Raw genomic sequence first — 13,044 nt, forward strand, 5'->3', positions numbered from 1 at the left:
GCTGAATACTTTGAATGGATGGATGGAAATCCACGTAATCAAGATAGGGTTGGATATGTAGTGACTCTAGATAAAGGTAAAATACGTAAAGCAACTGCCAAAGATGCCTATATTTTAGGTATTGTATCTGCTACCCCATCTGTTATCGGAGATAGTTATCAAGATGATTGGAACAATAAGTATGTAACAGATGAATGGGGTCGTATTCAATTTCATTGGATTGATGTTAAATATGAAGAAGATGCAGAAGTGGTAAATGAAGACGGAAGTATTGGAATTGAAAAAGTTTCTAAGACACGCAAGGACTATGTTCAAAAGTTGAGTCCAAATTGGAATCCTGATCAAGCATATACACCTCGTGAAAAACGTGCTGAATGGGATGCTGTAGGTCTGGTTGGTAAATTATTAGTTCGTGACGACGGTACACTTTTCCCTAACAACTTCGCTAAAGTTGGAGCGTTAGACGGAGAATTAACTCTATCTGAAAATCCTACCAATATTCGTATTATGGAGCGTGTAACACCTAATATCGTTAGAGTGTTTATAAAATAATCGTTCCATATTGTTCCTTAAAGAAAGATGGTGATTACATGTCAGTACTGGTAGAATACATAAATTATAGTGAAACAATTCAATCAGCAAAAGTACCAATTGAAAAAGATATTTATCAAGTAGTTACTCCTATTGTTAAGAAAGTAGAAACAAACGGTAAAACAGAAATTGAGCGGTACATAGAAATTGCTTTGCATGATGAACGTCTAAGTAATACTATTACAAAACGGTTTGATCAAAAAGAAATGTTAGAATACATTCGCCTTTTACAACGAATGGTTAAAGAAATAATGGTCGAAGACATTTCCAGTAATTCTAATTGTAAATAATAAAATACATAATAGTTGGAGGAAATATTTTTTATGAAGTTAAATATTGTACGTGATTTAGAAAAAGGTATTTATACTGTAGATGTGAAATCTGTCGTATTAGATGAAGCAGAAAAGAACTAATTAAAGATGCTGAAACTCAAAAGTTAGATATTGCAGGAGATATTGTTAAAACAACAATTGAGAATGTTATTACCAAAGTCCCCATTGTAGATTCAGATAGCAAACCAGTTTTAGATGATAATGATAATCCTACATTTAACGATGTTGTAGTACCTACAGAAAAAGAAGAAGTATTATTACGATTAGGATCAAAATATAAAGCCTTCCCTACAGACATTCCTTTCTCACGTAGTTTCAGTTCTGTTGAATTTGGTGAGAAGGCGCAAACTATCGCTGAGGCTTATGCTGAAACAATTGAAAAACGTATTGAAAAAATCATGACTAATCTACGTGCTAAACCTGATACATTCAGTAAAGACGAAGAGATTATAATTTAATAAAATACACATATTATCTAAAATACATAGTATATTCATACAGAAATAACGTATAAACACTGTATAAACAAACAATTATCGAATGAATATACAATTAAATTAAAAGTGAATCAGGAAATTCAGTTTAGAGTAGGTGCGAGTTAATTCTCCCCTACTCTTTTATTATTTTAATAGAAGTCGGTGATTACATGTATGGACATTAAAACATTAAGTGATGTAGCCAATAGCCCTGCTGTATGGGCAATGTGCTGTATCGCATTAGTAGGATTTATATTAAAAAAGATATATGACAAGAATGATAAACAAGAAGAACGATTAACTTCATTGCATGATGAATATCGCTCAGAATCAAAAGATAGAGAAAATAAACTTATGGAGCACTTATCTAAATCTGATGCATTACATGAAAGACAAACGAATGCGATTGAAGGTATTAATAAGAGCTTACAGTCATTAGAGGTACGTGTAGATAATATTGAAAAGAATAGTTACAAAGAAAGGAATTGATACATGTGAAAAATAAAATTTCTGCATTAATTGAAGTTCGTAAACTGATTGCTCTATTCACTATTCTTCTATTCGTCACTTTGTCATTAATGGGTAAATTAGAAACTAATTTCATTCAAACTGTAGTAATCAGTGTCATTTCCTTTTACTTTGGTAAAACATCAAATATAAAGGAATCGTAGTGATACTTACAAAAGTAACTGATACATATAAGACCTTCAACTAATGTTGTTGGTCTTTTTTTATTTCAAGTTCAATTCAAGAAAAAGAAAGGATGAAGAATAATGGGTATTTTTAATTGTCCAGTAGTAAATGCAAGATTAACATCGCCTTTTGGAATGCGCAATATCGGAAGAGGATGGGAAAGACATCAAGGTGTAGATTTAGCTTCCCCAATCGCAGGATTTAAAGTTCCTGTTTATGCAAGTGCAGGCGGTGAAGTAGTATGGTCTGCTCCATTAAGTACTTATGGTAATTCAGTTCGCATTGTACATACTGTGAACGGTAAAACTTACGAAACAAATTATGCTCACCTAGACAAAATTACGGTTAAAAATGGTCAACGTGTAAAACAAGGTGAACAAATTGGTATCATGGGTAATAATGGAGGAAGCTTTGGTGTACATCTACATTTCGAAATTCATAATGGTAGGTACGCTTCTGGTCAACCAAATGCGATTGATCCTATGACATGGATTGAATTGAATACATGTAAGCCGTTAACAAACAACAATACATCAACTTCCAATACTCAACCATCGACAGAAGGTTCTAAGAAAATTGGATATAAAATTGTCAATGGTGCAAATGCTTTTCGTATTCACACTGATGCGTTTACATCTAAAGCAAATGCTGAAAAAGCTCAAAAAGATTTTGTATCTAAAGGCTACTTAAAATATGCAGAAGTGTTTGGAAATGATAAAGACGGTTATCGTCTACAAAGTGGTAAATATACATCTCAAAAAGATGCTGAATCAGCTAGTAAGAAGATGTTAAATGCAAAGATTATTAGATACGCTTCAATTATCGGTAGTAATTGTTAATAAATAATGAATTACATAGTTAAAATTACATATATCAGTTCTGTATAGCATTAGCATTTTAATCAAATACATATTATATACCATCAAATTAATATTATTTTATAAATCCCTATCAGAATCTTATCGCTGAATAGGGATTTATAAAATATTTCAACTCATAGAATATACTCATCTTCTCCACTTTTCCATTTCCTCTTCACTTACAATTAACTTGTATCCTGATTGTTTAGTTATCGGGGCTTCCATCCATCCATCTTCTACTAAATCTCTCATTAAATCATTCAATTTATTTATATTTATTTTCATTATACTGCGTAAAGGAGATACTCTTGTTTCGCCTGTATCGACAATTACTCGCTTCAATTTATCCAAATCATTTTCTTCTTTTAATTCCTCTACTTCAGGTAATTCAATCTTCACTTTTTCATGTTTAATTTGATTTGCTACTTTATTTATTAGCTTACTCTCCAAATCCTCATCATTTGGATCATCCACAATTAATGCACCTTGAAACCTCATATGTTCCTCAGATTGACCTTCAAAATCCATCACTCCATCACCATTACCTAATAATTCGAACTTAGGCGAAGTATTTAAGAACGTTAAATAACTACGCTTATTTGCACATCTAAATCCAATCTTGCTAGGTAAATTAGATTTTATTGTTCCACTAATCACATCAATACTAGGTCTTTGGGTTGCTATTATTAAATGAATACCACAAGCACGAGAAAGTTGAGTTAACGATTGAATATAAGAATGAATATCACCATTTCTACTAGTTAGTTCTGCATACTCGTCAATAATGCACAAAATATATGGGAGTTTATTTTTAGATTTCTTATTGTACAAGCGAATATTTTTAACTCCTGCATTCTTAAATAACTCATAGCGTCTATTCATTTCAGTAATTAATTGATTCAATAGCTTGACAGCTTCATTTGCTTCTGTAATGACAGATTGAACATGATTAAATGAAGAAAATTGAACTAATTCTACTTGTTTAATGTCTATCATGAATAGTTGTAATTCAGAAGGATTCTTGTAAATGAGTAATGTTAAAATTAGCTGATTCAACCACACGCTCTTTCCAGAACCTGTTGAACCTGCAACTAGTAAATGTTTTATTGTACTCATACAGCTATAAATAGGACTACCAACCTCATCTACGCCAACTAAGAAAGGTAGTGGATGATTGTCTGCGAATTCTTTAAACTCTTCATTATTAATGTAATCTGCTAAAAATAACTTCTGTCTTTTTTCTAAAGGTAGTATTATGTCAATTTCCCCTACATCTATTCCCTGTTTAATTTGTAAGTGTTTAACTCCCATTTTTATTTGGATGTCACTTATTATATTAGGTTTATTTATTTCTGAAAACTTTAAATGTTTAGGTATCTTAAGTGTTATCTTCATTGAAGTTGATCCTGATTGGCACTTAATCATTTCCAAATTTCCCCTGAACGGTTTTAATTCTCTCAATGCAAATATAAATTTATCAGCTAAATCATTGCCATCAAATTGTTTAATGCCATTTCCTTTAGGTAATAATTTAATTAAATTGTTTGATTCAGACTCGTTTTCTTCTACTTTCTTTTCTATAAGACTTGCATTTTCATTAATTTGCGTCTTGTTTTCTAATACAATAAATTGTAGCAATTCTGATTCTGACAATGTATGATTTTTAGATTGATAATCTAATACTCTATTATTAAACATTTCTGATCCATGCTTAAAATCAATATTGTGGTCAACTAACCATTCATTTGTATAAGAATATTTATTTATTTCATATTCAATCTTCGATAACGAATACTCTCTTTCTAGCTTACTCCCTCCAATTAAAGCTAATCTAATATTAAATCTAAACCCATTCTCCTTTAATTTCTGTCCAACTTCTTTAATTTCAGAATGCTTTTGTTCCCACCTTAATAATTCATCAATCTTCTCAGTGATGCTTCTTTGTATTTTTCTAAGTAAACCATTATCAGAAGGATTCTGAACTCCGTTTAAATAGTCATTATATTGCTCTACAATTCTATCTCTCCAGTTATCTTGTCTGTATACAAGGAGTAACTGATATTTATAATTAATGTGCGAAGGAATAATTGAATTAATTATTTCTAAGAAAGTTGTAGGAGTATTCATTTCAATAGGAAACATTGAAGGTTTAGACATGTACAGTTGTACAAATGTAGTATTCTCTGAGTTCGAGTTTAAGTAATGTGCTGAGTTATTTCTAATTGTTGTTAACTTACAATTATAATTAGGTTGAGAAAAGAAAGTATAATTCTCTCCATTCGCTATCCTAAATGCTTCAACTCCAAATACTCCATCAATAAATGAGTTTGATAATATTTCTTTTATGGTACTCATCGTCAATGATTCAATATTGTAATTGCTATATTTTTCATTTGAAGTAACACTAGGATTTATCAATCTTTTCAAACTCATCTTGATTTCACACTCCTTTTTGTATTCTTATAATTTAATTTAAACTTCTTCTTAATCATTGTGATGGGTCTAACAACATTAAAAGCACCATTCCACATCGAAGTAATGTCTTCTCCTCTGTCAATATAACGGAATAAAAAATTTGGAGGAGTGTTCATTCTCCATAATCCACCAATAACAATACCTAATTGAATCATAACGTCAAAAGAATCGTTTGGAAGCTTAGTGCCAAATAATAATGTACCAATTAGCAGTAGGAATATAGCATAAACAACTTGAACAGTGGCACATTTTTTGATGTGCTCTCTCCACATAATGAACCAATGTTCCTGTGATGCAAATACCCAACTTGCTAATGCTAATGGTGTCATAACACCTAAAGCCAGTAAATCAAACCATCGTCTAAAATTCTGCAAAAGTATTGGGATCAACATTGTAATTAATGCAATATCAAATCCAATAAATCCAAATACTTGAAGTAAAGATACATCATCAATTTTCAATTGACTCATACCTTTCCCCATTTGAAGCTTCCCAAAATCGATAATTATATCTGTAAGCTTATTTAGTCCTTTAAACAGGTAATAGAAAGCACTAGGAGCAATTGCAGAACCTAATACAACCAAAGGAATTCTTTTGCTTATACGTTTTAAATCAGTCGGTTTTCTATTTTCTATCAAATCACCTGACATTAATTTTAGACCTTCTAACATTGATAAAATTAATGAAGTAGCAATAGACAATCCTGTGAACGTTAAGATGTTACTTTTAAACCAATCACTATTGAATAAAATTGAAGGTGTATGTAGAACTACTTTTGTCAATGTTTCATATACCCAAAACATTACATCAGTTGATAATTCAGTTATGTTCTGTTTAATGTTTTTAAACCAATCAAATATCTTATAGATGGTATTTATTATTGATCCTACTTTTGCTTGTGTTTCAGGTGGTATAGGATTAAATTTGTCATACCAAGAAGCAGATGCTTTTGCTTGAGATGTACTTAAAGTTGCAAATGGTACGGTTAATGTTAAAAGAATATATCTAAGCCACGAACGTTTTTGAATATTAAAGTTGTCAATGTTGTCAAAATTAGAATGATTACTGGTGCTAATAATACCTGACCGAAACCTTTTATTACGTTTACTGACCACTCGCTTGCTTTTCTCTCGTTCCCTATCATCCGATAAATCCCTGCTCCCATTAGAAACAGAATTGCCAATGCAACTGAAACTGTCCCGAAAGCTAAAATTAATTGCTTCAGAATATCTATAATTTCTGGAGGTAGTAATTCTATTCCGTGGGATTTCTCCAAAAGTGGAAAGCTTACAATTTCTTGAGCATGAGTTATCTTTGTTGGTACAATCATTGGAATTATTAACAAGGACAGTTTCTTTAGCTTTGCGAAAAAGCGTCTTTGAATTTTCTTTGGTTGCATTCTCACCTCCTTTGTTAGTTCCTCTAGAAAAGGTAAAGTTTGATTTACTTCTTTTCTTTTCAACTCTCTCCCATTCAATGTCATATTACGAACTCCATTATTGTAATGGTAATTTACTATTAGATTTGTCATTCTTTTTCCCTCCTCCATGATACCAACTTAAAATAGATGACATACCTATAAATCCACCTAATGCAATTCCTACTTGACCTAATAACACAACAATACTGCTCATAATATTCCTCCTCTTAAAATGTATTAAATAATTTAAAATGGACAGATTGATATTACAAAGCTGAAAAAGGAGTTGCGATTATGGGTATGTTTTTTAATGATTGGCTACATCGTCCTCAGTCAGATTGGAAAGTAAATTTAGATAGTTGTGACCTCAGATTGTTTCACGAGTTAAAAATGGAAAGAAAAGAAGTTGAAGCGATTTTAGAAATTCTTGAAGAGTTTGGAGTATTTGAAAAGGTTGAATATGAAGGATGATTTATATTATAGATTCGTGTAGTAGTACATTGAATTTTTCTTCTTATTATCGAAATAAATGTATCAGTTCTAGCGATAATTAAGCTTTTTCTTAGCGATAATTTGATTATTTGATAATTAGCTTTCTCTTCTCACTGCCATATTATCTAAAATAAATTGAAAATATTCCTTAACTTTTAAAAACAGTTTTGATGTTTTATTATTATCTACAGACTATCTCATTGTAGTGAATGCAATGGGATTTTATATTGTTTTAAATTGTTTTGAACTTAATCGTAATTTATGTGGGCATGATAAAAATAATTACAAATAATTAAAAATTATTTTAAATAATTCAAACATATCCTCTCCTTATATGTCATAAATAATAAATATGGAGGGAGTGGTATGTCTTGGCTATAATCAGATCAGAAGAAGAAGCTGAACGTATAATAGAAGAACTACTGAAAAAAGGAAATGGAAAATACATCACTCAAAGTGTTTTATTTAAAAAAGACAGTCCCCAACAATTAGAATTGCTAAAGAATGTGTTAATGAGGTCTACTTCGTTTGGTGCGTATGCAAGAAAGGCTATAATCGATTATCTTGATAACGAAAATAAATAAATGATAAACCATCTGCGTTCCATCTATAAAAGTGACGTTTGATGGTTTTTTGTTGTTCAGATCCCCTTCTAAATATTACTTTTAATAAAATCCCCATTTTATTAAATTTTAAGGACTTTAAAACCCAATGTTTATAGGGCTTTTGAAAATCAAAATAGTTTAAAACAAGTCAAATATTTTTTAAATTTTACTCATTTTTATAAATCTTACTCATAAGCTAAATTAACATTAACAAATGAGCGAAAGGGGATTTTATTGAAGGATGAAGTCGCAGGTCTTATTGTTGTAGACGACGGAGGTTCAAATACTGTGGTTGTGACACGAAATGAAATAGAAGTTTTTCCGAGCGTAAAAGGAGTATATGGGGATAGGACATTAACTAAGGTAACTTCGAAATATGATTTTATCGTGGAATATAAAGGTGAGAAATACGTATTAGGTACTCTTAGCAAATTTGACTGCGAGTATCCACTTCAAATATTTAGTAAAAGTAAACAGCATGATTTTTTTGATCTATCCGTACTGACTTCTATTCATCAATATGGGTATGCTTCAAACTATCTTGTGGTTTCAGTTCCTGTAAAAATGCACACAGAAGAAGAGAAACAAGGGAGAATAAGAAGGTTACGAGGTTCTCATACGTTAACTGTAAACGGAGTGACTAAGACATTCTTAGTTGCAGATGTCAAAGTTTCAGCAGAAAGCGCAACTGCTTATTTTGTAGATAAACCAAGTGGTATGACAAGATTCTTAGATATTGGATCTAGGACAGTGAATTTTTCTACATCGCTATGTATAGATGGTAATTGTAGAATGATTGATACTGGATCTGGAACATTCTTTGATAAAGGATTAGAAGCGCTAGGAGAAGGATTCAACGCAAAAGCATTAGCTGATTATATATGTGGGCAATTATTAGCAAAATGGAATTCTAACGATGTCGTATATCTCTTAGGTGGTGGAGCTTTGAACGAAGAGTTAGTAAGTCATATTAAGTTCTACTTCCCTAATTTACAAGTCATGGATGATCCCATTACGGCATCGGCTAGAGGAATGTTCAATTTAGGAGTGATTGGTTATGGGATGGATTAGGTCAGAAGATGAAGTAGATAAAATAATTGAGGAAATGAAAAGAAAAACTAAAGGTAAATACATTACTCAAGGGGTTACATTTAATAAAAATAGTAAGAGGCAGATGGAGCTGTTAAAATATGCACTTATGTACTCTTCATCGTTCAGTGGTTTTGGGAAAGAATTAATTGCTGAAAAATTTGATGAAACAGCAGTCGATATTAGGAAACAAGAGGTTCACATAGCTAAGGATGCTTTGCAAAAAGGAGACACTGGCAACTTCTTTTGAGTTTTTTAAATAAGTCGAATTAAGGCTTCTTTATATCAAACAAGAAGCCTATTTTTATTAATCAAAAAGAAGTTGAATATTTTGCCAAAATAGAGATGTTTTGATATAATAATTAAATAACAAAATACATAAAATAATAAAAAGGAGATGCTTGTATTGGCGAATATATCGAATAATACACTAAATAAATATCAATTTGATCCAACAATCTTTCTAGCTGATAATGCCCTGTTAAAAATCAGACCTGAATTGTGGTACGAATGGGATTTCAAAAAGAATGATGAATTAGGTATTGATATTTATAGAGTTACTAAAGGTCAAGGAATTAAAGCTTGGTGGAAATGTAAGATAGGACATGAGTGGGACGCTTCAATCATTAATAGGAGTAATGGAAGTAAATGTCCGTATTGCAGTAATAAAAAAGTCTCAATTAGATATAACGACATGTGGACTACAAATCCAGAACTTGCTTCTCTATTAGCCAATCCTGAAGATGGTTTTAAGTATATGCAGGGTAGTAAAAAGAAAGTTGACTGGAAATGTTCGGAATGTGGTGAAATTATTAAGAATAAAACTATTTCAGATATTAACATTTATGGTCTTTCTTGCCCACGATGTTCTGATGGAATTAGTTATCCAGAAAAAATAATGTATCATTTATTAAAAGAATTCGATTTGGAATTTTGTTGTCAAAAAACCTTTGGATGGAGTAAAAATAAAAGATATGATTTCTATTTACCTGTCTATAATGCAATAATAGAGATGCATGGCGGACAGCATTCAGGAAATGGCTTTGAAGAACTTGGTGGAAGAATTTTCGAAGAAGAAATCAAGAATGATAAATTAAAAGAAAAATTAGCAAAAAATAACGGTATCAAACGATATATCGTTATTGATGCGAAAATTTCTGACTTCAAATATATAAAAAATAACATTTTGAATAGTGATTTGACTAAGTTATGTGAATTTAACGATGTAAATTGGAGTAATATCAAACTAAATATAAATAAATCATTTAAAGTAAAAATAGTGCAACTTTTCAAAGATGGATATAGTAAATCTGAAATATCAGAAATGTTGAATTTACATATAAGTACGATATATAGAGCATTGAAACATTTTGGAATTAAAACTAGAGACGGCTACGAAGAACGACATGAGTTGCGTATTTATCAACTAGACACAAGTCTTAGGTTAATAAAGGTTTGGGGAAGCTTTCAGGAAATAGAAGATGAATTAAATTACTCTAAAGTTCATATAAAAAGAAGCTGTACACATAAATGTGAAACATCTCATGGATATAAATGGCTTTACGAAGAGGATTATAGAAAGTATATAAGTGGAGAGTTGTTGATTACAGTTAACAATAAAAATTGTGATGCAATCACTATAGCTCAATTTGATTTAAATGGAGAGCTAATAAAAGAATGGGATTCTGTAAATAGTGTTGTAAAATCATTAGGACTTAATAGTTCTTATATTATTAGGGTGTGTAATGAGATCAGACAATCCACTGGAGGCTATAAATGGATGTTCTTAGATGATTATTTAAATAGTACATCAGATGATACTAATGCTAAATTATCCTATACAAGATATAAGAAAATTGTTCAGTTAGATTTGAATTGGAATTATGTTAATCAACACAGTAGCCCTATAGATGCGTATCGAAGAACAAATATTGATAAAGGCAGTATTTCTCAATGCTGTACTGGAAAAAGAAAAACGGCAGGCGGATTTCGTTGGATGTATAAAGAAGATTTTGATGATTATATTAAAAATTAAGTAATTTATCTTTTAAAACATTCACTAAATTTCCTTTTATAGAGTTTAAATATGTTTCAAATGTTATTATGTACTTTTGAATTTATCGAATGACTTGCTTAAAATAATTTAAGTGCTATGGTATGAGATACACATAAGAGAATATATATAATCTAGATGTATAATAAGAAAAATGTTATTTTTATACTACAAAAAATAATTTCACTGTAGATTTATTATTTTAGACATGGTATTATAATAAATGTCTAACGGTTAACTTAACTGTAATACTGGGTCAGAACCAATTTAAATCCCTATCCAATCATTATTGTGGATAGGGATTTTTTATTTTAGTGCATGAAAGTATCGTACATATCATTATTATTCGCAAGCATTAACATTAATTTAATTCTTGCTTTCTTCGCATCAAAATCTCCGCCCATAATAACCCCAATCTCTTTGAGATTATTTGCACTACCGTAATAATCATATGAAGGAAATACTCTACCTTCTTCAGTAGAAGTTGTTAGTGCGATTTTAACATTCTTTTCAATCAACTTTTCAATTGATTTTGTCATACTTGGAGTTATTTGCCCTCTACCAGAACCAACTAAAACTATTCCATCAATATTAGAAGTATATAGTGCATCCAATACAAAGCCTGTACATCCTAAATAAGCGTTTACGATTTCGACATTTGGATATGCGTCTTTTAAATCATAACATTCTCTTTTAGTCGGTTTTTGATAAATTACAACTTCATCATTATCAATGAATCCCAACCTTCCGTACCCTATAGAACCAAATCCATTTATACTCGAAGAGTGAATTTTCTTCACATATTTAGAGTGTAAAATCTCATCATTGAAAACTACAACAGCACCTAAGTTATTTGCGTTTTCATTTGAAGCTACAAGAATAGAATTCCTCAAATTTGAATACACATCTGTCCCAATATCTTCTGGTGATTTTTGAGAACCTGTAACAACGATTGGTCTAGTGTCGTTAGTTGTTAACTCTAAGAAATATGCAGTCTCTTCTAACGAGTCAGTACCATGAGTAACTACTATACCATTTACTGATTCATCCTTAAGTTGCTCGTTTATAGTTTGCGTTAAGGTATTTAGATTGTCAAATGTCATATGCATTGATGGTAAATGCAATAAGTCAATTAATATTATTTCAATATTATCTTCTAAATTACACATTGAAAGAATTTCGTTTCCATCTAAAACACCAGATTCTAATTTCCCTGATGTGTTTCTTTTACTGGCAATTGTCCCTCCAGTTGTAATCAATACTACCTTTTTTGTCATGCTTATTTCACCTCTCCAACATTATATAGTATTGTCATGCTTATTTCACCTTGTATTTTATGTATTGTGGATAACTATTGATACGCTATCCACATCTTGTAAAGCCTTATATATCAACATTTACAGGGGATAGACTAACTGTACATTTTAAAACACATATGAATTACTGTACATACTAGTTCTGTAAATACCTTTCAGTCACCTCAATATGGCCCAATTGGACTTATTACAAAATCAAGAATATTATTTCATCATGCCCCTATCCGCCGTCAATATGTAGAAATTGATGGATTATCAAAACGAGTAGCCATGCTGAAAGTGTATGCTGGCATGGAGGTTGACTTACTTGATGTAGTACTCGCATGTAAATATGATGGCGTTGTGTTAGAAGGCCTTGGACAAGGCAACGTCCCTCCAACAGTTGTTAAAGGTATTGAAAGTCTTTTAGAGCGCGGTATTCCTGTTATACTGGTATCCCGTTGTTTTAATGGTATCGCAGAAGGAGTTTATGGCTATGTTGGCGGTGGCAAAATGCTCGAAGACTTAGGCGCTATATTTGCAACTGGTATTAATGGTCAAAAGGCACGACTAAAATTATTAATTGGGCTCAACAAAGTAGGAACTCCTCTTGATTTAAAGGAATTTTTCATATAAGGCTATTGTATTCAATTTTCAATTAAG

General features: G+C 31.1%; 15 protein-coding genes. 11 read left to right on the forward strand and 4 right to left on the reverse strand.

Annotation, left to right across the window (positions count from 1 at the left end):
* The 5 genes from ACIPKN_RS08640 to ACIPKN_RS08660 all read left to right on the forward strand — a co-directional run.
* The coding region (locus ACIPKN_RS08640) for a peptidase G2 autoproteolytic cleavage domain-containing protein (RefSeq protein ID WP_400935085.1) at window positions 1-552 on the forward strand (552 nt) is incomplete at its 5' end.
* Window positions 553-590: 38 nt separating this feature from the next.
* Window positions 591-881: a hypothetical protein gene (locus tag ACIPKN_RS08645; RefSeq protein WP_400935087.1), complete on the forward strand. Its 291-nt coding sequence runs from the start codon at window positions 591-593 to the stop codon at window positions 879-881.
* Between the two features lie 692 nt (window positions 882-1,573).
* Window positions 1,574-1,888, forward strand: coding sequence for a hypothetical protein (locus tag ACIPKN_RS08650; protein ID WP_400935089.1), 315 nt, complete (start codon window positions 1,574-1,576; stop codon window positions 1,886-1,888).
* A gap of 5 nt (window positions 1,889-1,893) precedes the next feature.
* Window positions 1,894-2,070, forward strand: a complete 177-nt coding sequence (locus ACIPKN_RS08655) for a hypothetical protein (RefSeq protein WP_400935091.1) — start codon at window positions 1,894-1,896, stop codon at window positions 2,068-2,070.
* 102 nt (window positions 2,071-2,172) lie between these two features.
* Window positions 2,173-2,931: a peptidoglycan DD-metalloendopeptidase family protein gene (locus tag ACIPKN_RS08660; RefSeq protein WP_400935093.1), complete on the forward strand. Its 759-nt coding sequence runs from the start codon at window positions 2,173-2,175 to the stop codon at window positions 2,929-2,931.
* A gap of 168 nt (window positions 2,932-3,099) precedes the next feature.
* Here the strand turns inward: ACIPKN_RS08660 and ACIPKN_RS08665 are convergent, their stop codons facing one another.
* From ACIPKN_RS08665 to ACIPKN_RS08675, 3 genes are all read right to left on the reverse strand, one after another.
* A complete protein-coding gene (locus ACIPKN_RS08665; RefSeq protein ID WP_400935096.1) occupies window positions 3,100-5,385 on the reverse strand; it encodes an FtsK/SpoIIIE domain-containing protein in 2,286 nt (761 codons plus the stop codon).
* Window positions 5,382-6,542, reverse strand: a complete 1,161-nt coding sequence (locus ACIPKN_RS08670) for a hypothetical protein (protein WP_400935098.1) — start codon at window positions 6,540-6,542, stop codon at window positions 5,382-5,384. The genes ACIPKN_RS08665 and ACIPKN_RS08670 overlap by 4 nt, the downstream gene beginning before the upstream one ends.
* Before the next feature lie 381 nt (window positions 6,543-6,923).
* Window positions 6,924-7,061, reverse strand: a complete 138-nt coding sequence (locus tag ACIPKN_RS08675) for a hypothetical protein (protein WP_400935101.1) — start codon at window positions 7,059-7,061, stop codon at window positions 6,924-6,926.
* 80 nt (window positions 7,062-7,141) lie between these two features.
* Here ACIPKN_RS08675 and ACIPKN_RS08680 point away from each other — a divergent pair, with 80 nt between their 5' ends.
* From ACIPKN_RS08680 to ACIPKN_RS08700, 5 genes are all read left to right on the forward strand, one after another.
* On the forward strand, window positions 7,142-7,318 hold the full coding sequence (locus ACIPKN_RS08680; RefSeq protein WP_400935103.1) for a hypothetical protein: 177 nt from the start codon (window positions 7,142-7,144) through the stop codon (window positions 7,316-7,318).
* 392 nt (window positions 7,319-7,710) lie between these two features.
* Window positions 7,711-7,923 (forward strand): hypothetical protein, encoded by a 213-nt coding sequence (locus tag ACIPKN_RS08685; protein WP_400935106.1) that lies wholly within the window; start codon window positions 7,711-7,713, stop codon window positions 7,921-7,923.
* 255 nt (window positions 7,924-8,178) lie between these two features.
* Window positions 8,179-9,015, forward strand: a complete 837-nt coding sequence (locus ACIPKN_RS08690; protein WP_400935109.1) for a ParM/StbA family protein — start codon at window positions 8,179-8,181, stop codon at window positions 9,013-9,015.
* Entirely contained in the window at window positions 9,002-9,283 is a 282-nt protein-coding gene (locus ACIPKN_RS08695) for a hypothetical protein (protein WP_400935111.1), read from the forward strand. The genes ACIPKN_RS08690 and ACIPKN_RS08695 overlap by 14 nt, the downstream gene beginning before the upstream one ends.
* 156 nt (window positions 9,284-9,439) lie before the next feature.
* Complete coding sequence (locus ACIPKN_RS08700; RefSeq protein ID WP_400935113.1) at window positions 9,440-11,068, forward strand: zinc-ribbon domain-containing protein; 1,629 nt, start codon at window positions 9,440-9,442, stop codon at window positions 11,066-11,068.
* A 329-nt stretch (window positions 11,069-11,397) separates the two neighbouring features.
* On the opposite strand, the gene ACIPKN_RS08705 is transcribed toward ACIPKN_RS08700, so the two are convergent.
* Window positions 11,398-12,363, reverse strand: a complete 966-nt coding sequence (locus ACIPKN_RS08705) for an asparaginase (protein WP_400935115.1) — start codon at window positions 12,361-12,363, stop codon at window positions 11,398-11,400.
* 309 nt (window positions 12,364-12,672) lie between these two features.
* Between ACIPKN_RS08705 and ACIPKN_RS08710 the strand changes: the two genes are divergently transcribed.
* Window positions 12,673-13,017, forward strand: coding sequence for a hypothetical protein (locus ACIPKN_RS08710; protein ID WP_400935117.1), 345 nt, complete (start codon window positions 12,673-12,675; stop codon window positions 13,015-13,017).
* Window positions 13,018-13,044: the final 27 nt, after the last annotated feature.

This window comes from Lysinibacillus sp. NPDC086135, assembly GCF_044746345.1.
Taxonomy (GTDB): Bacteria; Bacillota; Bacilli; order Bacillales_A; family Planococcaceae; genus Lysinibacillus.

What these genes read in the sequence shown, in the direction of transcription:
- ACIPKN_RS08645 (WP_400935087.1), top strand. Translation starts at nt 591, where the DNA reads ATGTCAGTACTGGTAGAATACATAAATTATAGTGAAACAATTCAATCA.
- ACIPKN_RS08650 (WP_400935089.1), top strand. Translation starts at nt 1,574, where the DNA reads ATGGACATTAAAACATTAAGTGATGTAGCCAATAGCCCTGCTGTATGG.
- ACIPKN_RS08660 (WP_400935093.1), top strand. Translation starts at nt 2,173, where the DNA reads ATGGGTATTTTTAATTGTCCAGTAGTAAATGCAAGATTAACATCGCCT.
- ACIPKN_RS08665 (WP_400935096.1), bottom strand. Translation starts at nt 5,385, where the DNA reads ATGAGTTTGAAAAGATTGATAAATCCTAGTGTTACTTCAAATGAAAAA.
- ACIPKN_RS08675 (WP_400935101.1), bottom strand. Translation starts at nt 7,061, where the DNA reads ATGAGCAGTATTGTTGTGTTATTAGGTCAAGTAGGAATTGCATTAGGT.
- ACIPKN_RS08680 (WP_400935103.1), top strand. Translation starts at nt 7,142, where the DNA reads ATGGGTATGTTTTTTAATGATTGGCTACATCGTCCTCAGTCAGATTGG.
- ACIPKN_RS08695 (WP_400935111.1), top strand. Translation starts at nt 9,002, where the DNA reads ATGGGATGGATTAGGTCAGAAGATGAAGTAGATAAAATAATTGAGGAA.
- ACIPKN_RS08705 (WP_400935115.1), bottom strand. Translation starts at nt 12,363, where the DNA reads ATGACAAAAAAGGTAGTATTGATTACAACTGGAGGGACAATTGCCAGT.
- ACIPKN_RS08710 (WP_400935117.1), top strand. Translation starts at nt 12,673, where the DNA reads ATGCTGAAAGTGTATGCTGGCATGGAGGTTGACTTACTTGATGTAGTA.